The sequence below is a fragment of the Oscillatoria sp. HE19RPO genome (assembly GCF_024220515.1).
GTDB lineage: Bacteria > Cyanobacteriota > Cyanobacteriia > Cyanobacteriales > Laspinemataceae > Laspinema.
Map to the genome: position 1 here is coordinate 13128 of NZ_JAMXOT010000125.1, position 20540 is coordinate 33667.

Here is a 20540-nt window from a genome sequence, read left to right on the forward strand (position 1 = left end):
CGATCGTCGTCTGACCCTGATGTGAACATTATCCCCGGGAGATTGCGATCGCGATCGCAATCTCCCTGGGATAGACAAGACCCCTACAAATTTACCGTAAATATTACCTACTATTATCTAAACAGAGTTAATTCTACCCGCCAGTTTTTCTGCTCAAACTGTTTGCGAGAATAGGGGAACTCTTCCCCATCTTCTAGCTTAATAATATAGTTCTGAAGTTCGGGGATATTTTCTACAACCAGAGGAAATTTACAGGTCATTTTAGAAAAACCCGCTTGTAAAGGTTGCGGGGTCCCTACCCCTAACATTCCTGTGGCGATCGGCTGGCGATCGCTATTTTGAATCACAACTTTCGTCCCGGGATCGAGATATCTTTCTTGACTCTGAATGCAGGGGTCTCCGGGTTCCGTAAATAGTATTTCTACATATCCCGTTAATTCTCCAGGTTGTGACTGGATAGAGTCTCCTGGGTTCATCACGTTTTTGGGACCCGGTGTAGCAAGGGGCATGAACCCGACTAATAGCCCCCCCATCGCAAAAGCTCCCACCGTTCGTAAAATAGACAAGTTAACCGTCTTCATAAAGTTGGCATTCATTCCTGTTTGTTTTGAGGTTAATAAACCGATGCCTGATTTTGGCCTTTTTTCAGACATCTAATCAGCCTGTTGAAGGCATCACCGGGCTTTGGTTTCACTTCCGACTGCTGCCAGAAGTCTATGTTTTATTTTCACAGCCTTCCCTGATTTTTTTCATCGCTCTTAGGGTGGATTTTATAAGATTTGCCTGCTATTCCTCTGGTTCTGGATATTATTATCCTAATTGGACTCAAATTGGGGTTGCTTGAATTTCAACAACCCTCTATGAACTTAATAACCAACCAGCCAAAGATTGCTTTTTACCTGGAAAAGTTCACAGATTTTTATTAATTTTATTTTATAACTCTAAACTCCAAAAACACTATTTTTTGTGTATAAATACCCCAATAGAGAGAGATTGGATGAGCTGAATGGGTCTATAGAGATGCCCGACATCAGTTTGACAAGATGGGCGGGATTTACCCCTTCCCTGCTTGGGTGAGTATTCAAGTCAGAAAGACTCTCGATAGAGGTCCACTATGCTTGAGTCAAACTTACTGAAAGAGATTAGAAAATTTTATCCTCAAAATAAGCGATTTTGAGCTTGAAAGAGAGTCAGGTTTTAGGGCTTTGCGCCGATTTAGACTAGCCCTGGGAGTTAGCCTAGGGTAAAAAAGCTGAAATTAGAGCGATCGCGATCGCTACTAAGCCGTGATAGAGATTATTCATCTTGGTGATAGAAGTCCGTCCCATTTTCACAGAAACTAGAGAAGATCGAAAGAGTTTGAAAGAGGAGAACCTCAAGGCCAAATCCGACCGCCCCCTTGGGAAACCTAAACCTCTTGCGGATCAGTCACTAGATTGAGAGCCATCCGGGTTGACCAGATAAAAGGCTGTAATGTCCATGCAAGTGCTGACTTAGCACCCGCTCGTAACAACAGAGGAAACCAGATGAATGTATTAGATTATACCATACAGCATCTAATTCGCATGACTTGGATAGAGCTTTCTGAAAAAGCAACCCCACCAAGCGATCGCTCTAGGGTTCCAACTCATCCACACCGGCAATTTTTTCAGCCATTAGGCCCACTCAAGCAGTGGCTCGATCGCTTAGAAATTCGCGATCGCCAACTGGCACATAGCTTGTGTAAAATGATTCCCGCCCAATGTCCATTTGAACGGGATATCAAAATCTGGGGTCGCGTCTTATTTCACATTCCGCCCCTATGTAAACTCAACCCATTTTATGAGCAGTTTGTAGGGCTACGCTTCCGAGCATTATGTTATTTAGCTGATGAATGCGGTGAGGACGTCACCGTTTACTGTTAAACAAAATCCGTTTTTTCGCCCTCACTCCACTTGACCTAACTCCTCCTACTTTCGGCGGAGTTGCGATCGCCTTTTCAACTCTTCTAACCGTTGCTGGAGAAGACCAAGATTCGGTTCACGACCCCCATAACGCCAACTCACATAAGCGTGAGAAATCTCCTCAACTGCGGATGCGTCAGTCTGGGGTTGATGTTGGTGCAACGCTCGCGCATACTCGAACGGGGTTTGCGCCGGATGTTTGCGATATCCCTGGCGTCCTAACGTATCCAGCATTTGCTGATACAGTCGTTCCACTGGGGGCATTTTTGCCAAAAACCGACGATAGCGCCATTGTTGGAAGCCACTCCAAGCTAACCAACCCAGAAATGCCAAACCCGTGAGTAAAATAGCACCCGTAAAGAGTCCCAACCAGCCTCGGGTAAACAGCCGCAATACCCAGACAATGCTTCCCACCAGCCAACCGCCCAGGATAGAAAACACTGCTTGCAGAAATCCCGTCACTGGAGAAGGCAGCCACCCTGCAACCCACCGCCACAACATCCGCAACACGCTAAAGGGTTGATATTCTTGAATGGATGGGGGAATGATTTCATGACCCGGAATCGGATCAAAGGCAAACCAACCATATTCGGGAAAATACACCTCTGTCATGGCATAGGCGTCTGTATTACGAACCACATAAAGTCCGGTAAAGGGATTAAACTCGCCCGGTGCAAACCCCACGACTAACCGGGAGGGAATCCCAATGGAACGCAACATCACGGTATAGACGGTGGAGAAGTGGTCGGGATAGCCCCCCTGTTGTTGGAACAGAAAGGTTTCGACCAAATCATCTTCAGGTCCTAAAAAAGGCAGCCCAAAGGGGTCGTTGGGAATGCTGTAGTTTTGTTTGAGATATTGAGCCAGGTAGAGGGCTTGTTCGTAAGGGGAGGTTAAGGGATTGGGTGCACCTGCTAGAATTTCCTCCGTCTGTTGGCGCACGCGATCGCTGATTTCTGGAGGGACTTGCAGATAATGATTGCGAATCGCCTTTGAATAGGTTGTGGGGGCTTGAGAAAGGGCGGTGCGATCGCGATAGGGGACTTCTGAAATCACCGTGTAAGTTAGCCCTTCCACCAAACCCAAGGGCGATCGCAGACTACCTTCCGTATCGAAGGTCACCTGTTCCGTGGGAAAATAAAGAGATTCCGGCTCATACAGGGCCGGAATAATATTCGGTAAATCCGAAACTGCTGTATAGCTTTGAACAATTTCCTGAGTTCTCCCCAGTCGGGTCCGGTCGATGGGAACATTAAATTGATAAGACCAAGTAGGACGGCGCAGGGTGGTTGCCTCTTCATTGCGACCGATTTCCCAGCCTTTCCCGGTATAGCGGTCAAACGCCAAGACGCGCCAAAATCCCTCCGCTTGCGATCGCACCCGCATCACAACTTTGGGTTTCATTTCGCCCCGGAGATTTTGGTTCATCCGGGTATTGAACCCATAATAAAAGGTATCATCAATCTCTCCGGGCCCATCGGTGCCATCCCCCCCGGTGCCGTCTCCTTCGCCGTTGCCGTAGCCCGGATTGACAATTTGACGGCCATCTAAATCTCCGGGGATTTCAATGGGAGAACTCACGGGAAAAGTCTGTAATTGATAGCCAGGAAAGCGCGGCATGACGGCAAAAATGACCAGTCCGATCGCCAGAACCAGACTAAACAGGAAAGCGTAAAAACCCAGTTGAGAAGAGTTGATTTTCTTTTGTTTTTGGCTTCCTGTGGGACGTTTCTGCGGTTTCAGTCCCAGGCGCGATCGATAATCGAAGACCAACGTCGGCAAGGCGATCGCCAAAAAGATTAATAATAACGGGGCAAAGGCTAAAGTTTGGCTGACGGTTCCCGCTACCCCCAACAGGATCAATCCGATCACCATCGAATAGCCCAAATCCGAGCGTCGGGGGAGGTCGAAACTATGGAGAACCTGAACTTGAATCAGCAGTTCAGCCAGAACTACCCGGGTATCGTTGAGTGCCTCAATTAAGCGCCCAAAAAACGCACCGAGGGCGACGAGCATCCCAATTGCGAGCAAAAATTTAACAGCAATATTGCGATCGCGGCGGCGATACCAACTCCAGGTTGCTCCCAGAATGCTCAAGGGGACTGCCCAAAGGCTCATCGTCGTCCCTGCCGCCACATCCGTTGCAATAATCCCGACGATCACAAGGGCCTGCACCAGCACCCGCAGCATTAACGAGTCCTCCGGAGTCGGAGGTTTGCTCGCCTGGATTTGCTGTCGGATCCTACGCCAGATGGGAATAAGGGACAGATGCCGAATCCCTGACGAGTTAAACATAGTGATGAAGGATAAAAGAGCAAAAGAGTGTCTTTATTCCTTCCTAATTTACTCTATAGAGCGGATGAATGCTGCCGTTGCCGGTTCTAGGAGAGACGCACGACAAAGGTCAGGGTGTTATGGTATTCGTTATGGAAGCGCACTTCTAATAAATAGGAGCAGTCCGGTTGGGGTTCAAACAGTTCAACGTGCAAACATCCGGCATTGGGACGAGAGGTGGTAGATTGAGCCTCACCGCCGCGCAGTTGTAAGGTCCCACCGGAGGGCAGTTCACCCCGGACTCGCAGACATCCTAGGGATTGAGTCTCTTTTGAGGGGTCATGATTCGGTTTCCCGACAGATTCCACCCGAATGCTCAACATTCCGGCACTGGTGAGCCATTGTCGTTCGACTGGCCCTCCCGAGGCACTGACGCTTAAGGTCAGGGTCCCCATAATTTCTCGGGCCGCCAGTAAGCAGAGGACCATTTGCTGATCCGTACTGGCCCCTTCGTAGGTGGGGGGAAAATCAACGCTTCCACTGGCCAGGGGATTGAGCGCCTCGGCACTGGATCCACGAGTTGGAGACATCGCCAGGGCCCATCCCGCTAACTGATGGAGTTGAGGACGGCGATCGGGAAATAATCCTTCTACTGCACGGACTAATTTAGCGCCATCTTGTAGGGAAGATTGGATCAGAACCCGGCATTCTTCTAAAAGTTGGGTGAGCACAGTCGCCGGGAGAGTGACGGGCAAACTCAATAAGGGCAACTGGGTCAACCAATCGAAGGCAGGAACTTTTTTCTCTTCTGGGAAATCTAAATAGTCAGGTTCGTAATCCAACAGTTCATTTTCCCAGGGAAACAGGGGGGGATGATGTTGAATTTCAGTTTCCAGTCGGCGTTTCACAAGTGTGTAAAAACGGTCTTGCACGGCAGGTATCTCTCCTGGTTTAAGTGATTGCTCTGGGTTGAGACTCACTCCCTCGTCCAGTTCGCTAAACCCTGCTTCCAAGTCACCCTCGATTGAGGGCGATCGCTCGATTGGTTCAGAATCGAGAGGGTCTAAGTTATTCTGAGCTAAACGGTTCGTGAAGTCTGCTCCCGGAGGTGTTTCCGGACTGGTTAGCTCTTCCATTTGCGGTATCGAGTCTGGCTCAGAGAGTTGGAACAGCCACCCGAGAATTCGCTCTTGAATAGCCTCTGAGTTGGCAAGGTTTTGAAAAACTTGCTCGTCCCTATCCATGTCTTACCCCCCTATTCATCTGTAGATGCATTATTTCCGGAATCGCGCTCGTTGCGAAGATGCCATGCGGCTTCTAATAGTCTAAACCACCGTTTTTGCACTTGGTTCACTGTACATTCTAAGAGTTTGGCAATGTCTGAATCCTTCGCGCCTTGTTGCTTTAATCGGAGTAATTTCCGTTGGGGAGCTTCTAGGCTGTCTTGAAATTGTTGCCACCGTTCCGGGGTTAACCCTAAGTTTCGCTCTAAATCGGCTTCTAACCATTCATGGACCAGTTCCCAGCGGTGAGAGAGGGCAAATCGAATCAAATGATATTTAAAGCGCTGCTGTAAGTAATCCCGCTGCCTGGGACTCACGCCTAAAATTTCTTCGATTTCATTGGTGGGTAAATCTTGCAATCGCAAGATAAAATAGTCCGCACAGTCGTTTTGTCCTCTCTCTTGCAGGTAAGCCAGCACTTCTTTGATGACGGTTTCGCGTAAGGAATCATCGGCAGGTTCTAGATCGCGATCGACCATCGCATTTCGCACTTGCTGCACGGAGGAGTCATTCCAGGTTTGGTCTGAGTCTAAAGAGGACCCTTCCGCAGCCTGTTCCATATCGACGGTTGTTTCTGGCGGTTGCTGTTGGGAAAAGGTTTGTGCACGCAAGATCAGCAGTTGTTGCGATCGCCCTCCCGATAGCGGAATCCGTCGTTTAGCATACCGTTCGGTAAATGCCATATATTCCGACAGTTCTAACAAGGTCGTGGGGGAAAAGGTCCCTTCCAGTTGCGCTTCTCGTCGAAACGCATTTAAGGATTCCACATAAAATCCTTGTAGAAAATCTTCAATCAAGTTCAAGCGAGCCTGATAACTCGACTGGATTTGAGGCGGCGTGATGTAGCGATAAACCATCGCACTGAGGGTACTGTGTAATTCCACTCTCCCCCCACGCGCCCCAAAATTATAGTAAAATAGACATTGCTGTAAGCGATGTCGCGATAAGGTAACTCTCCATTTTTCTTCTTCTCCTGATGCTTTAATTCTTTGACTTTCTTGGCAAATCCGGTTAACTTCTGCCGCAATGCGATCGGCGACTTCCCGGCATTTTTGGTCAGAAGAACGGGTATTTTGCTGGAGTTCTGTAAATAGAAGTTGAAAAATATCTTCTTCCACGCTCCCCTCGATTTTTCCCATCATGGTGGTTTTGGTAAGTATCAACCCCCTAGTCCAGCTAGGGATGACTACAGCTAAACTTAAATGGATGATAGAAAGCTCGACCTATTTAACAATGAATTTAGATCGACAAGTTCAGCTTCTGATTGACAATGCACCCCAAGATGGTCAAACTCCTGGTATCGTGGCTGCGATCGCGCCAGCGTTGAAGCAACTGGCTTTGCAATTGCGCCATTCCCAGTATTATATCCTGCAAACTCTTAATCAACGGTGGATGGTGACGGCGTTACGCAATCGCGCTCAACCCGATCTGGAGAAACAGGTAATTTATGCTTTTCCTTCAGTTAAGGACGCCAGCAATGGTACTTATGCTCCCAAAGATTCACAAGCCGTCGCTGTGCCGGTCCCGGTCATTCATATTTTATTTCAGATGGTGGCAATTGATACCCTCGATAGTGTGGTTTTTTTTGAAAAGTCAGGAGATGTTTCCGCCGGTACGGAGGTCCGCCGTCAGGACCTTCAAACCTTGATTCAGGCCCAGTTACAACAGCATCTGCAACAGAAGTCCTACCCGCTGAAATCTCGCCCGGTCCCGCCGGATATTGCCTAATTCCGATCCGGGGGGGAGTCCCGGTTTGGTCAGGTTAGCCCTTTTGGAGGACCTCTCCCCTGAACAGTCTCAAGAAATAGCTAGAGGGCAAAGGGTTAGTCTGGCTCACCTGGGTGGTGAGGGCGATTGGTTTTGACTTCGGTCGGGTTTTCTTTCTGTTTAGCACTCTGTTAACCGGGCAACCGCTTTGTTAAATCGGTTGTCGGGTGAATCGTTCCACCGCCTTGATGGATCTATTCTACAAAATGCTCTCGGTTCATGGGCTCAAGGGCCTGAACACTGGACCCTGGCTGGCCAACTCCCTCCTTCGTTCCTGGGTTTCGGTGCCACTGCCGCAGCAGAGGTCCCAAAATGGCGGAGGGAAATTTAGCAAGTTGATCGGCAACTTGAATGGCGATCGCCATTTCCAGAACAAGGGTTAAGCGCGATCGCATCCCATGAAAACTAGAGCCATCGACGGCGATCGCTTCCAAACCCTCAACACCCTCAACGGACCGTTAACGGTTCATCTTCGGTGCGATTTCGCTACATGACGATCCACCCGACCGGCTGAACGCTCATTGCTAATACAAGCGACTCAGTACATAATCCGCCAACTTTACCAAGGCTTGATGACATTCGCCTGGGGGCAGCCCCTCTAAGTGCTTGACCGCATCCCGAGCATGGAAAGCGGCCAATTCCCTAGCACGAGGGATACCATTGGAGTCTTTAATCAAGGCGATCGCTTCGGCTAAATCCTCCTCTTCGGCAAACTCGCGCTCTATTAAAACCTCTAAATAGGGTTTCTCTTCCAACGCATATAACGTCGGTGCCGTCAGATTGCCGCTGCTGAGGTCCGAACCCGCATTTTTTCCTAAAACATCTGTTGAACCCGTGAAGTCTAAAATGTCATCCACAATTTGAAACGCTAGACCAATCTGGCGTCCATATTGATAGAAGTTTTCGGCTAACTCTTCATCTACCTCACTTAATATACCCGCCGCTTTAGAACTGTTGGCAATTAAGGAGGCGGTTTTATAGTAGCTTTTTTCTAGGTAAGCTTCAATTCCTAAGCTGCTGTCATATCGATTCAGCCCTTGCTGAATCTCTCCCTCGGCTAGATTCATAATCACTTCCGAGAGCAATTTGACCACTTCTAGGTTATCTAAATTGGCTAAATACCAGCTCGATTGAGCAAACAGGAAGTCCCCAGCTAACACCGCCACACGATTGCCAAATCGACTATGAACCGTCGGCACTCCTCGGCGGAGTTCCGATTCGTCCACTACATCATCATGGACTAAGCTGGCGGTGTGGATCATTTCCGTGATTTCTGCTAATCGGCGATGACGAGGGGTGATCTCTCCATCGGGTGACAAGGCCCGCGAGAGCAACAGCACGATTGCTGGCCTCATCCGTTTTCCCTTGGCCCCAAAAAGGTACTCCGCCGCAGCGAACAAAATGGGGTGACGGGCACCAACTAGCTGTTTCAGGTTCTCGGTTAACAACCGCAGGTCTGCTTCAACCGGGGAAAATAGGGAGGTGGTTGAGGTCATGGATAGGCCGACTCAGACGTAAAGTTACGAAATTTTACATATATTCTAAGCGAAGCCTCTCCCAATCCGACACTTTTCTCATAAAAATATCCTGAAAAGCTCATCGGACCGATGTCTTGGCCTCTTTTTAAAGAATTGTTAAATAAAGTTGCAAAAACCCTGGAAAACTTAACCCGCTTGTGTTAGGGTAAGAAGTAAGAATTTAAAGATTCCATCCATAAGTGTAGCAACGCTACCTGATATGGTTTGCCTCCAAAGAGAGTGTTCAAGTAACAGATTGTTAACTAAGAGACTGATCTAGAGATCAGAACTTCTCCTAGGTCACTTGGCGCTTGGGATGTAGATTAGATAATTGGATGAGAAAAAAACCCAGAGTGGGTTACTTTCAGTAAACCCAAGACGGGTGGCTTTCAGTCTGGATTTTCTTTGATGATCGCTTCTTGTGTTTCGTTCGCTCCCAGGCAGCTTGTTGCTTTGGGAAAGCAAGGAGTAGCCAGAACCCTGAAAAACCTAGAGTGGGTTTTTCTCGGTCACCGCAAGACCGATGGTATTGGGTTTGGCATTCACCACTCCCATTCACACTGTTGCATTGCTCGGGATACCTGGGATCCATCGAAAACCTAGAACGATAGAGATCTTTTGGACGGGATGTATTTCCAGCTTTGAAGGTTACGGCTGTAACTGGAGGGGTTCGAGGAAGTCTCAATAGGTCCTCAAGATTTTAAAAGGGGTTTTCACCGAGCGACTATATGGGTCCTACAAGGCCCATGCCAGTATTTTGAAGCAAATTCTGCTTGAAAGTGCTGACAGAATTCCTATGACTATTTTCGTTGACGACTCCCACGCTTTCATTTCTGGCCGTACTATGACTTACACTGATATGCCTTTGATTATTCCGGTTCTGGCAACAGGTTATTTGTTAACCATTTATTTGCTATTGAGTTTGGCAGGGCGACACGCGAGAGGGTCGAGTTCGAGACCCTGAAGCGGTGTTCCTGCGGGATTCAGATGCCGCAGAACGATTCCAGTGCAGAGCGATCGCCCTCAAGCTGAGTGGCGATCGCTTTCGACTCCCCTTAAAATAACCGGCCCTGGGGCGATCGCCTCAGCCAGACACCAAAATCTAGGAGCCAGACCCCCAAAATTGATCAACAAAGACGGCCCTAACCCACTCTACATCGGGCAAAAGGCCGCCTTAATACTCAGAGCAAATGGAAACAGCCCGTTGATCAAGGTTCCACAGGCAAAGGCTGACCTTCTAACACAGGTAAACAAACCTTGGACACGACTGGAGTACATCCGAGTAAATGCACCGCCCGTTGAGCAAACTCTTGAGCACAACCACTCACCGTAAATCGAGTAGGGAGTGCCGGACGAGTCTCGCGCAACCCTAACATCTCCAACTCCCGAGCCGCCGCTGCCACCACATGAACAGCCGGATCCACCAACTGGACCGAACTCGGCAAAATACTCTTGAAAACTGGAGCTAAAAGGGGATAGTGAGTACAGCCATAAACCAACGTATCGATTTGCTGCTCTTGTAGAGGAGCCAAATATTCCCTTGCCACCTCCATCGTGTAAGGGTCATTAATTAGGTTGCCTTCAATTAAAGGGACAAACTCCGGACAACCCACTTGCCAAACCCGCGACTCTGCATTCATTTCTTGAATCGCCCGCCGATATGCATTGCTAGCCGCGGTTGCCGGGGTCGCAATCACCCCAATGCGGCGACCTTGACTCACTGCCGCCCGAGCGCCCGGTAAAATCACGCCCAACATCGGCACTGGAAACTCCGCTTGTACCATTTCCAGGGCCAGAGCGGAACTGGTATTGCAGGCCATAATGACCATTTTGACATTCTGGGTCATCATCCAGTAGAGAATCTCGCGCACAAATTGGACAATTTCTGCTTGAGAGCGAGTGCCATAAGGAAGACGAGCGGTATCCCCAAAATAAAGAACAGATTCCTGGGGAAGCTGGCGGTAGAGTTCTCGCAAGACAGTCAGGCCCCCCAGACCACTGTCAAAAACCCCTATTCTAGGTCGTTGGTTGTGGCCATTAGCCCCAGGGGGATAGGGGGGGGAACCCACAATGGAACTGGATAGATAGTCAGAAGAGCCAGTATTGCGGACAAACCCATCGCTTTGTCCTGGACAATCGTCATGCAAGGGACGCAGGTCAGACTCAAAAAAGTTAGACACGGGTGGTTGATTTGCGAGAAGTGTATGGGTTAAAAATCAGCACTCAGCAGCCAAAATTCGGGAATTTTTCAGAAAGATTTCCGATCGAGAGGCGAACTAGGGATTTTGCAGGTATTGTAGAATACCCTGGACGATCGCCTGAGCTAATTGAGTCCGGTAAGCGGCATTTGCCAGCCTTGGGGCATCTTCTGCACCCGTGACAAACCCGACTTCCAGTAAGACCGCAGGCATGGAGGTATGGCGCAAGACGTAAAATCTCGCTTGCCGCACCCGGCGATCGCGAGCGCCAGTCCCTTGCAAGAGGCTGTTATGAATCGTTTGAGCCAGACGCTGACCGCTGGAATAATAATAAGTCTCAATGCCGTTCACATCCGGGCGACTCATATCAATCGCATTGGCGTGAATACTGACAAAAATATCTGCATTGACCCGGTTGGCCAGTTGAACCCGAGGGGCTAAATCGATTTCCCGGTCATCCTGACGAGTCATGACAACTTGGACGCCATTTTGTTCTAAAAGTCTCGCCACCTGGTTGGAAATGTCCATGACGACTCCCTTTTCTTGGAGTCCCCCAATGCCAACGGCCCCAGGGTCTCGACCGCCATGTCCAGCATCGATGACCACAACTCGTCTGCCATCTCGCGATCGCATCGGCGACGGCGCAGGATAATTCATCGGTGCCGGGGCGGTGGGAACGGAGGTCCTGGAATTAGGGGCCGCTGCGACGTTACCCGGACGTTGTAAGGTCACCGAGAGCAATTGTGGACTGGGTTGGGTCAGGGGTCCAATCCGCACCCCGGCTGCGGGTTGGACCAGAATTGCCACGGTTTGGGGGTCTTCTTGCTGCAACTTTACCCATAAAAAAGCACCGCGATTTGTAGACTGAGGCGGTTGGACCCCATTGCCTAACTGAGCCGAGGGAATGACGATGCGATAAGCTCCGGAAGTGCGGTCCCATTCACTGGTGTAGGTGAACGGTTGATTGGATTGGATTAAAAGTTGGGACCCATCTTGTTGAAGTTCAATACCTTCAATGGTGACCATGCGATCGCTACTGGGATTCTGCGCCATTGCCACAGATCCGGACCCGACCCTAGGACCTTGAGGACTGGGCAAAACCACCACGCCACCCAGGTTGCTCGCCGTGACCTGCCAATTGGAGTTAGTATCCGATAATACGAAGGTCACGCGCACTCCAGGATCTGACCCTTCCAGGGGTCGGACACTCATGCGAGCAACTCCGTGGCGATCGAACAGTTGGTCTCGTGAGCCCATGTTGGGGGAGATAGTGGCCCCGGGGATATCGACATATAAAGAGCGATCGCTATTCCGCTCCATTTTGACTTGAGGCTGCCCCCCTCGGGTCCGGATAAAAAATCCATCCGGCGTCACTTGAACATTTTCGATTTGAACTCCGCTGCCCGATTGAGCCGGTGACGCCGCCACCGCCGATCCACTTGATGCGGTCCCAATCCGTTGCGGTGTCGGTAAGTCAACCGTCCATTCCGTGGGAGTGATGCCCCGGAATTGCACCTGTTGCGGATCTAGGGTATAACCCGGGCTTAATTCAATCACTAATCGAGCCGTGTCTGACTCAAACTGTCCCACCCGAATCGACTCAAATCCTGGACTGCCAACGGGTTGAGTTACCGTCGATCGATCCAGAGTAGTCCCGGGCAAATCAATCACAAGGCGTGTGGGATTGGCGATTAATTGGGCTTTCGGTTGAACCCCTCCGGCAGTCGTAAAGTGGAGTCGGTTTTGAGCCGTATCAAAACGCCAGTATTCGAGTCTAGCCGCTTGCGCGGGAGCCGATAGTAGTAACACGGCAGTTGCCGCTGGGAGTAGCCAAGAAAATATTTGCGGTTTCACCCAATTTCTCATAATGAAAATGTTTTGTTTGCGGATAGTACAGCCATAGCGGTTAACAGGGGCTGGAAGAGCCCAGTTGCCATCAGCACCCTCCCACGGGTTATAAGCCTTAGTTTATTAACATAATCTTAAGACTGGCTTGAACGATATCATGTTCTCATCGGGAAAAGTGGAAGTTTTGTCCCCATCAAGCGTAACCTACCCTTTTTTCAGATTTTTTTTAAGACCTTGCTGAGGGACCCGTGCCGACTCAACCTGGGCAGTTTTTCAGGGAGGCTACACTCCCATCCACTTTTTTCTTCCTGAGTTAACCCGGTTTTGACAGGGCTAGAATCCTAACTCCATCTCCTGAGTAAGTTATTATATCTAGCTGACCGGGAGATGCAAACCATTCTCATGGGTTTTCAGAATTCCTGGGGTGGAGTAAGTCTCGATTCATTTTAAGGGGTCAATTCATGGCACTTTTGGAATTGCTCCACAATAAAGTTCAAGGGTAAACGACTTTTAGGAGGTAAAGCTTTGAACCCTGACAAGTTTTGGAACTCCTCAGAAATCGTCCACTCTTTGAGTGGGGATGTCCTCCTCGGAATTGAGAACCGATTCGCGATCGCGCCTTTCCCAGGTTTCCACCATTTTTCAGGGAACTAACCTCCTTCTCCGGATGTACCATTGCCTAAGTGCAAGTTGCCTTCCTCCGACGGACTGTCTCAGCTAAAGGGGTAACCACCTCTCGATCCGCTCTGGATTCTCCACTTTAGCCAAACCCCGGTTGTCTGTGCCGTTTTTAGGGTGCTTTAAAACTAATTCATGCAGTTTTCTTGTTCTTTTCAACCTTGCCAGATTGTCTGTCTCGAACATCACCAAACTTGCCTCTATGCCGAAGTGATTCAAATTTTGGCAAGTCGTTCGATGTTATGGTTGAGGCCCCTGATGTTGGCCGTGGGTCCCGTGCTGACCCGTCCACCCTTTCCCGATGAATCCCGGGAACTGTATGATCTACGCCAGGGGGCAGATCTCGTTTGGCCTCAAAGTTTATTCCGCTTGGCTTTAGATACGGAAGTGATTCCTTTGTTGACGGAACTCCAAAGTTTTCCGCCCCCAGAACCCGGCTTTTCGGCGATCGCCCACGATCGCCTCCGAGGGTTTGTTCAACAGGTTTGGCAAGCTCATCCTGAAGCCTTTGATGGGTGTTAGCGATCGCCTGAAGGGGTTTCTTGAACATCACTACAGGGTTCAGAAACCGGGTTTCTTGTCGCCATCTCTGGCATCCCGCCCAAATCTAAGACAGAAACCCGGTTTCTTTCCCCCCCTTCTCCCTACCGTGATGCCCTGGGAAACTCCTCACAGGCAGTCGCCTCCCACCCCTACACTCGCTTGCTTATCGATACCGAATTCCCGCATCTTTCATGCGGTGAATCCCTTCCATTATTCTCTCTTCCGGTAGGGTTAAAGCAATTCTAAAAAACCCTTCCCCTGCCGCGCCATATCCGTTCCCCGGTGGGACGATAATGCCGCATTTTTCTAAGAGCAACGTCACAAACTCCGCAGAAGAATAGCCTGGGGGAACGGGAGTCCAGACATATAGGGTGGCTTTCGGGGGTGAAATCGGCCAGCCGAGAGATTGTAACCCTTGAATTAAGATATCTCGGCGATTTTGATACACAGAAATCACCGATTGCAGTTCTTCTTCAGTGGTGGAAAATCCGGCAATTGCTGCTCGTTGAATCGCCTTAAATACTCCCGAATCTACATTGGATTTCACCTGACGCAATCCCTGAATTCCTTTGGCATTCCCCACGACAAAACCGATGCGCCATCCGGTCATGTTATAGGCTTTAGACAAACTGTGAAATTCTAGGGTGACATCCTTGGCACCGGGGACTTCTAAGACGCTGGGGGGTTTATAGCCGTCATAAGCCATTTCTGCATAAGCATGATCGTGACATAACAAGATGTCATGTTTGCAACAAAATGCGACTAATTTTTCAAAAAATTCTAAAGAGGCGATCGCCCCAGTGGGATTGCTGGGATAATTAATCCACAACAATTTAGTCTGCCGCGCCACATCTTCTGGAATCGCCTCTAAATCTGGTAAAAATTCTCGTTCTGGTGTCAGTGGCATGGTATAGGGTTCGCCACCGGCAAACAGAGTTGAGGACCGATAAACTGGATAACCGGGATCCGGAATTAAGGTATAGTCTCCCGGTTCCACAAAGGCTAAAAAAGTATTATGAATCGCTTCTTTTGAGCCAATTGAAGAGACAATTTCTTGGTCTGGGTCTAATCCTTTCACCCCAAACCGTTTCTCCATCCATTTGACCGCTGCTTCCCGGAACTCCTGGGTTCCCTGATACGGGGGATAGTTATGGGTTGCGGGATCCTCGATCGCCTCATGCATAGCCTGAAGAATATGTGCCGGAGTCGGTTTGTCCGGATCGCCGACTCCCATATTAATGATGTCAATCCCTTGGGCGATGAGTTCGTTGCGCTTGCGGTCAATCTCCGCAAATAGATAGGGAGGAATTTTTTCTAAACGTTTGGCAAACTGCATGACGACGTGACAACCCGATCCAGGTCAGCATAAAAAACCTGAAGACAGTTTACCGCACTTTTTGATCCCCTAAAGTTTCTTTTTGACCCGGGGAAACCAGTCCAGTCAGACTGGGACCTGAGCAGTCGGTTGGCGGGTCCAATGCACCCCGATTCAGGGGTTGCAACCGATTGAAGGCTGTTTTTGAGTTGGAATTGGGTTTTGGATGCCAGCTTGTTGGATGTTTTAGCGACTTGCCACTAATTGAATCCGACCTGCATCCATTTCTGCCATTAATAATTCCAGAGCTTCATAATCTACATCATCGATATAACCAAGGCGGCTTAACTCAGAGTTGATACCATTTTCGATATCTGGAGTTAGCTGTTTGATATAGAGCGCTTTCTCTACCAGTTGACGAATCACTGCGGTACCTCGCATGGGGTCGATCGGGAGAATTCGATACATCTGTCATTGTCCGCTGAATCTTGACCAGATCGAGTGATAAGAGGCGGCCTTTGTTAGTGATTTCGATCGCATAAGAATTTGACAGTCTGTGATATCAAGTTCACTATCCCAATTTTTCTGGACTTGTGGAGATCACTGAGACACTTGAGTATAATTTAATACGTTTTAGAGCTTCTTAATGAAAACTTTATAAAACTTGGATTAAATAAAAAGATTCAACGAAATCACTCCCCCTCTATAGAAGATTTTCCGGAAACTAGACTACATTATAAAAACAAGATGTTAAATTGACTAAAAAATAGGCTTCAGTCGAGGTTAAACAAATGCTTACTAATGTTGCCAGTCCCGAAATTAGCTTCGTTCGGTTACAGGGTGAATTCAATGCCTCTAATGCTGCTGCACTTCAAACTCAACTCACCACAGTCGTGCAGTCTTCGATCCCTTCTACGGTTCTGGTCGATATGGAAAATGTCAATTTTCTGGATAGTGCGGGTCTGATGGCGTTAGTTTCAGCAATGAGTCTAGCTCACCGGCTCAACCGCCGCTTTAGTTTATGTGGTGTCTCTCCATCGATTCGGATTATTTTTGAAATCACTCAACTCGATAGGGTTTTTGAGCTATTTGACACTCGGGCGGAATTTGAAGCCGTTTTGACTTAGAACTATTTCTGAGCTGTTAACCGTATATTTGGCTTTGATTCGATTAACTTAAGGATGTTTGCAAAATCTATTTCAACAGGGGCAAATTCCCAGAAGGTATGAGAAACTGGGGGTTTGCCCCTGTTGCATGGGAAGCTCAGAGTTGACGTTTTATGATTCTCCGGTGGTTATGACTTATGAATTTCTGTGGTTGGCTATTTTTTTATGAGCAAATAATTTTCAGATGGAAATAGGCGGATTCTTTGGCTGAGTAAGATGGCATAATTGGGGATAATCAGGAGATATTTATTTTTGATTAGGGAATTTGTGGCTAGGATTTTATATTTTTCTGAGATAACTTCTAGGGGTAAATGTATTAAAACAAAGATGGCTTAATTTTAAATAAATTTAGAATTTCCGGCATTGAAATGTTATCCACCTGCTACAAGATTGGCGTAAAGCTGTCCGTTGAAGACTTTAACAAGACTCTATGACGCCGCGCAGGCGGGCTGAGTCCTGGTAGCCCCACCCTTTCCTAGCGGAACGCTGCGCGAACAGGGTGTGGGTTTTGGATAGTTTATTTTGTGGAGTTCCCTAAGAGAACGACTGAAGTCGTTACTACGAACACCGGATTAGGGATGATTTTTTGAGATGGAATCTGGGATGTAGGGGGCAGTAGATGGATTGTCTCTATCTATAGAGGAGAGGGAGAGGAGAGGGAATGGATGGGGCGGTCCTGGTAGAATCTCTTCAGCCTTGAGCTTTTGCTCTTGAGCGTTCAGCCTTGATCCTTCCCTGCAAGCGTATAAAATAAAGAGGCTCGAATGGCGCATCAGTGCATCAGTATGGACTGGATGTGGCTTGGCCCTGATGAAGGGCATCGAGAACCATTAGAAAGTAGAGAGTTGCCGTGTCAGTTGCAGTAGAGAAACTCCTCACCCCAGACATCTTACAACCCGCTCGTTATCTGGGTAATGAATTGGGGGCGGTGCATAAACCTTGGGAAAGTGCCGCTGTGCGTTGGGTGCTCACCTATCCAGAAGTTTATGAGGTAGGAGCCTCCAATTTAGGGCATCTAATTCTATACAATATTTTGAATGCCCAACCGCGACAGCTTTGCGATCGCTCCTATTTACCCGGTGCAGACCTGGTTTTGAAGCTGCGAAATACTCAGACTCCGTTATTTTCCGTGGAGTCCAAGCGATCGCTGCCGGAATTTGACATCCTTGGGTTCAGCCTCAGTTATGAACTTGGGGCCACGAATATCTTAGAAATGTTGGACCTAGGGGGCATTCCCCTCACCGCCCAAGAGCGTTCTAGTCCAGGTCCCTGGAACGTGGAAACCGGAAGCTGGCCCCTCATATTCGCCGGGGGCCAAACCGCCACCTCTAATCCAGAACCCTACGCTGAGTTCTTTGACTTTATCGCCCTCGGTGATGGGGAGGAACTCCTGCCGGAAATTGGGTTAGTGCTGGAAGAAGGCAAAGCTGCGGGATTGACTCGGGAAGAATTGCTGTTTGATTTAGCCCAAGTTCCGGGAGTGTACGTTCCCCAGTTCTACGATATGGCGGAGGATGGATCCGTGCATCCCAACCGTCCCGGAGTGCCCAAACGGGTCTTGCGGCGAGTTGCCACCCCGATTCCTGCCTATTCCATCGGGTTAGTGCCTTATGTGGAAACGGTGCACGATCGCCTGACAATGGAAATTCGCCGAGGATGCACTCGCGGTTGTCGCTTCTGTCAACCAGGAATGTTGACTCGTCCCGCCCGAGATGTGGATCCAGACCAAGTAATCGAGGCGATCGAAGCTGGAATGAGGGCCACCGGCTATAACGAATTTTCTCTATTATCCCTGAGTTGTTCGGACTATCTCGCCTTGCCTGCGGTGGGAATGGAAATCAAAAACCGACTCAAGGACCAAAATATTTCCCTCTCCCTGCCATCGCAACGGGTCGATCGCTTTGATGAAAATATTGCCAATATCCTCGGGGGTACCCGCACCAGTGGGCTGACTTTTGCCCCAGAAGCGGGAACGCAGCGGATGCGGGATATCATTAACAAAGGACTGACCAACGAAGAATTGTGGCGGGGCATTAAAACCGCTTACGAACAGGGCTGGAATAAAGTCAAACTTTATTTTATGATCGGCTTACCTGGAGAAACCGATGCGGATGTGATCGGAATTGCCGAAACCGTCCATTGGCTCCAACAGGAGTGTCGTACCCTAGGAGGGAAGCGGTTAGAGGTCACGTTGACCATTTCTAACTTTACGCCGAAACCCCATACTCCGTTCCAATGGCATTCTGTCTCTACGGCTGAATTTTTGCGGAAGCAGGACCTGCTTCGCCAGGAATTTCGCCGGATGCGAGGGGTGAAGGCCAATTTTACGGATGTGCGGATCTCGGCGATGGAAGATTTTGTGGGCCGTGGCGATCGCCGTTTAGCCCCGGTGGTACGTCGGGCTTGGGAACTGGGTGCTGGGATGGATTCTTGGTGGGAGAGTTTGGACCGGGCTTTTGGAGCTTGGACCCAGGCGATCGCTGAATCCGATTTAAGTTGGAAATACCGGCAAGTCGAAAGTGGCGAATGGAACGTCATGGACGGCACTGGCACCGACTTAGATGCTCGTCTCGATGCGCCTCTGCCCTGGGATTTCCTAGATACCGGAATTGATAAAAACTGGTTGAAAGAAGATCTCAAGCTGGCACTGGCAGCGGCAACGGTTCCCGACTGTTCTTTTGAGGGTTGTTCCCATTGTGGGGTCTGTGGTGTTGACTTTGGTCACAATATCGTTGTTGCACCCCTGCCGATTCCTGCATTTGCCGGTCACTTTTCGCCTAACATCGATCGCGTCCAACGATTGCGTCTGTGGATGGGTAAAAGGGGTGACATGGCACTGGTTAGCCATCTGGATTTGCTCCGATTATTCGATCGCGCTGTGCGCCGAGCGGATTTGCCGATTTCCTTCACGGGGGGATATCACCCCGGACCTCGAATTGCACCCGCAAATGCTTTGACTCTGGGTTACACCTCGGAAAGCGAAATCGTAGATTTTGAATTGACTGAACTCATGGATCCCGAAGAATTCCGGGAAAGGTTGACGGCTCAACTTCCGGCAGACCTGCCGATTTATCGGATTGAACCTGTGGCGGTGAAAGCGCCTTCGGCGAGTCAACTCCTGGACCAAGCTGAGTATATCCTGCGATTGGGTTTAACCTCATCGTCAGATCCCGAAGTACCTTTGCAAGGGTCAGACTGGCAGCAGTGGATCTCGGAAATCCTGGCTGCTGAGGAAATTGAATGGGAACATACGACCAAAAGAGGGAAAGTCAAATGGGTGAATCTGCGCGATCGCCTCTTTGAATTGGAACAAGTTGAAGTGTCCACCGATGCCTTGACTTGCACCCTCCGCGTTCTCGGCAGTTGCCGTCACGACGGGACCCTGTTACGTCCCACCCATATCCTCTATATGTTTGAAAAGATGGCAAAACGGGAGTTTGAGTTGTTGCATGCTCACCGAAAACAGTTAATTTTGGCTGAAATCTGAAATTTATTTACCGCTAGGCGAGATTCTGCTAAAATATAACCCGATGGCCCAACCCATCCTTACCTGAAGCGACAGGAACTCAGCTTTTGAGAACGTTTAAGGTTTCCTGCCTTAAACTCGTCCAAATTGAGTCATATTGAGTCAGCCCAGGGTAAAAAGTTGAAGGGCCTTTAAAAAAGGCCATCGTCATAGAGAGCATTTGATCAAGACAAACAGCCCAGGGACCTTTGAAACGGGTCAAGTTTTGAGAAAGCAACAGAGACAGAGCCGGTCGCTGTTCTCCTGTGGGACCCATCGGTTGTGATATCCCTTTTTGGCTAAGTGCGAAGCCGTTCAGGGTAAATTTGTCAAGATTAATTACCCACTTTCTGTTCTCTATACAGTCACTACAGTGTCAAAGGGGCAATCAACACCTCGGTAGTTGTGGCTGGACAAACCGTAGAGAGGCGAAATTTAGCAGTTCTACGACCTTACTGACGCGCACCAGATGCCAAGCACGAGATGCTGGCAATCATTCCCTG

At 49.1% G+C, this 20540-nt stretch carries 15 protein-coding genes; 5 read left to right on the forward strand and 10 right to left on the reverse strand.

Annotation, left to right across the window (positions count from 1 at the left end; all coding sequences use genetic code 11):
• Positions 1–113 precede the first annotated feature (113 nt).
• The gene (locus NG833_RS11990; protein WP_254565521.1) at positions 114–596 is read right to left on the reverse strand and encodes a hypothetical protein; all 483 of its coding nucleotides are present in this window, start codon (positions 594–596) and stop codon (positions 114–116) included.
• Between the two features lie 930 nt (positions 597–1526).
• Here NG833_RS11990 and NG833_RS11995 point away from each other — a divergent pair.
• Positions 1527–1904: a Mo-dependent nitrogenase C-terminal domain-containing protein gene (locus tag NG833_RS11995; protein WP_254565522.1), complete on the forward strand. Its 378-nt coding sequence runs from the start codon at positions 1527–1529 to the stop codon at positions 1902–1904.
• Positions 1905–1949: 45 nt separating this feature from the next.
• On the opposite strand, the gene NG833_RS12000 is transcribed toward NG833_RS11995, so the two are convergent.
• The 3 genes from NG833_RS12000 to hetZ all read right to left on the reverse strand — a co-directional run bounded on the left by NG833_RS12000 (position 1950) and on the right by hetZ (position 6642).
• Entirely contained in the window at positions 1950–4238 is a 2289-nt protein-coding gene (locus NG833_RS12000; RefSeq protein ID WP_254565523.1) for a DUF3488 and DUF4129 domain-containing transglutaminase family protein, read from the reverse strand.
• An 86-nt stretch (positions 4239–4324) separates the two neighbouring features.
• Positions 4325–5461 carry a hypothetical protein gene (locus tag NG833_RS12005; protein WP_254565524.1) on the reverse strand — a complete coding sequence of 379 codons (1137 nt, stop codon included), beginning with the start codon at positions 5459–5461 and terminating at the stop codon, positions 4325–4327.
• Between the two features lie 11 nt (positions 5462–5472).
• On the reverse strand, positions 5473–6642 hold the full coding sequence (gene hetZ / locus NG833_RS12010) for a heterocyst differentiation protein HetZ (RefSeq protein ID WP_375293904.1): 1170 nt from the start codon (positions 6640–6642) through the stop codon (positions 5473–5475).
• A gap of 91 nt (positions 6643–6733) precedes the next feature.
• Here hetZ and NG833_RS12015 point away from each other — a divergent pair, with 91 nt between their 5' ends.
• A complete protein-coding gene (locus NG833_RS12015) occupies positions 6734–7228 on the forward strand; it encodes a hypothetical protein (RefSeq protein WP_254565525.1) in 495 nt (164 codons plus the stop codon).
• Positions 7229–7461: 233 nt separating this feature from the next.
• Here the strand turns inward: NG833_RS12015 and NG833_RS12020 are convergent, their stop codons facing one another.
• The 4 genes from NG833_RS12020 to NG833_RS12035 form a co-directional block, all read right to left on the reverse strand.
• Positions 7462–7701 (reverse strand): hypothetical protein, encoded by a 240-nt coding sequence (locus tag NG833_RS12020; protein WP_254565526.1) that lies wholly within the window; start codon positions 7699–7701, stop codon positions 7462–7464.
• A 90-nt stretch (positions 7702–7791) separates the two neighbouring features.
• Positions 7792–8763: a solanesyl diphosphate synthase gene (gene sds, locus NG833_RS12025; RefSeq protein ID WP_254565527.1), complete on the reverse strand. Its 972-nt coding sequence runs from the start codon at positions 8761–8763 to the stop codon at positions 7792–7794.
• Positions 8764–9992: 1229 nt separating this feature from the next.
• Complete coding sequence (gene murI, locus NG833_RS12030) at positions 9993–10853, reverse strand: glutamate racemase (RefSeq protein WP_254565538.1); 861 nt, start codon at positions 10851–10853, stop codon at positions 9993–9995.
• A 207-nt stretch (positions 10854–11060) separates the two neighbouring features.
• The gene (locus NG833_RS12035) at positions 11061–12848 is read right to left on the reverse strand and encodes an N-acetylmuramoyl-L-alanine amidase (RefSeq protein WP_254565528.1); all 1788 of its coding nucleotides are present in this window, start codon (positions 12846–12848) and stop codon (positions 11061–11063) included.
• A 795-nt stretch (positions 12849–13643) separates the two neighbouring features.
• Between NG833_RS12035 and NG833_RS12040 the strand changes: the two genes are divergently transcribed.
• The gene (locus NG833_RS12040) at positions 13644–14030 is read left to right on the forward strand and encodes a hypothetical protein (RefSeq protein ID WP_254565529.1); all 387 of its coding nucleotides are present in this window, start codon (positions 13644–13646) and stop codon (positions 14028–14030) included.
• 184 nt (positions 14031–14214) lie between these two features.
• On the opposite strand, the gene NG833_RS12045 is transcribed toward NG833_RS12040, so the two are convergent.
• Both NG833_RS12045 and NG833_RS12050 read right to left on the reverse strand, forming a co-directional pair.
• Complete coding sequence (locus NG833_RS12045) at positions 14215–15387, reverse strand: pyridoxal phosphate-dependent aminotransferase (protein ID WP_254565530.1); 1173 nt, start codon at positions 15385–15387, stop codon at positions 14215–14217.
• Positions 15388–15612: 225 nt separating this feature from the next.
• Positions 15613–15807 (reverse strand): hypothetical protein, encoded by a 195-nt coding sequence (locus tag NG833_RS12050; protein WP_044197591.1) that lies wholly within the window; start codon positions 15805–15807, stop codon positions 15613–15615.
• 350 nt (positions 15808–16157) lie between these two features.
• Between NG833_RS12050 and NG833_RS12055 the strand changes: the two genes are divergently transcribed.
• Both NG833_RS12055 and NG833_RS12060 read left to right on the forward strand, forming a co-directional pair.
• Entirely contained in the window at positions 16158–16493 is a 336-nt protein-coding gene (locus tag NG833_RS12055; protein WP_254565531.1) for an STAS domain-containing protein, read from the forward strand.
• A gap of 889 nt (positions 16494–17382) precedes the next feature.
• Complete coding sequence (locus NG833_RS12060) at positions 17383–20019, forward strand: TIGR03960 family B12-binding radical SAM protein (RefSeq protein ID WP_254565532.1); 2637 nt, start codon at positions 17383–17385, stop codon at positions 20017–20019.
• Positions 20020–20540 lie beyond the last annotated feature (521 nt).

What these genes read in the sequence shown, in the direction of transcription:
- sds (WP_254565527.1), bottom strand. Translation starts at nt 8,763, where the DNA reads ATGACCTCAACCACCTCCCTATTTTCCCCGGTTGAAGCAGACCTGCGG.
- hetZ (WP_375293904.1), bottom strand. Translation starts at nt 6,642, where the DNA reads ATGATGGGAAAAATCGAGGGGAGCGTGGAAGAAGATATTTTTCAACTT.
- NG833_RS11995 (WP_254565522.1), top strand. Translation starts at nt 1,527, where the DNA reads ATGAATGTATTAGATTATACCATACAGCATCTAATTCGCATGACTTGG.
- NG833_RS12005 (WP_254565524.1), bottom strand. Translation starts at nt 5,461, where the DNA reads ATGGATAGGGACGAGCAAGTTTTTCAAAACCTTGCCAACTCAGAGGCT.
- NG833_RS11990 (WP_254565521.1), bottom strand. Translation starts at nt 596, where the DNA reads ATGAATGCCAACTTTATGAAGACGGTTAACTTGTCTATTTTACGAACG.
- NG833_RS12015 (WP_254565525.1), top strand. Translation starts at nt 6,734, where the DNA reads ATGAATTTAGATCGACAAGTTCAGCTTCTGATTGACAATGCACCCCAA.
- NG833_RS12045 (WP_254565530.1), bottom strand. Translation starts at nt 15,387, where the DNA reads ATGCAGTTTGCCAAACGTTTAGAAAAAATTCCTCCCTATCTATTTGCG.
- NG833_RS12035 (WP_254565528.1), bottom strand. Translation starts at nt 12,848, where the DNA reads ATGAGAAATTGGGTGAAACCGCAAATATTTTCTTGGCTACTCCCAGCG.
- NG833_RS12050 (WP_044197591.1), bottom strand. Translation starts at nt 15,807, where the DNA reads ATGCGAGGTACCGCAGTGATTCGTCAACTGGTAGAGAAAGCGCTCTAT.
- NG833_RS12040 (WP_254565529.1), top strand. Translation starts at nt 13,644, where the DNA reads ATGCAGTTTTCTTGTTCTTTTCAACCTTGCCAGATTGTCTGTCTCGAA.
- NG833_RS12055 (WP_254565531.1), top strand. Translation starts at nt 16,158, where the DNA reads ATGCTTACTAATGTTGCCAGTCCCGAAATTAGCTTCGTTCGGTTACAG.
- NG833_RS12000 (WP_254565523.1), bottom strand. Translation starts at nt 4,238, where the DNA reads ATGTTTAACTCGTCAGGGATTCGGCATCTGTCCCTTATTCCCATCTGG.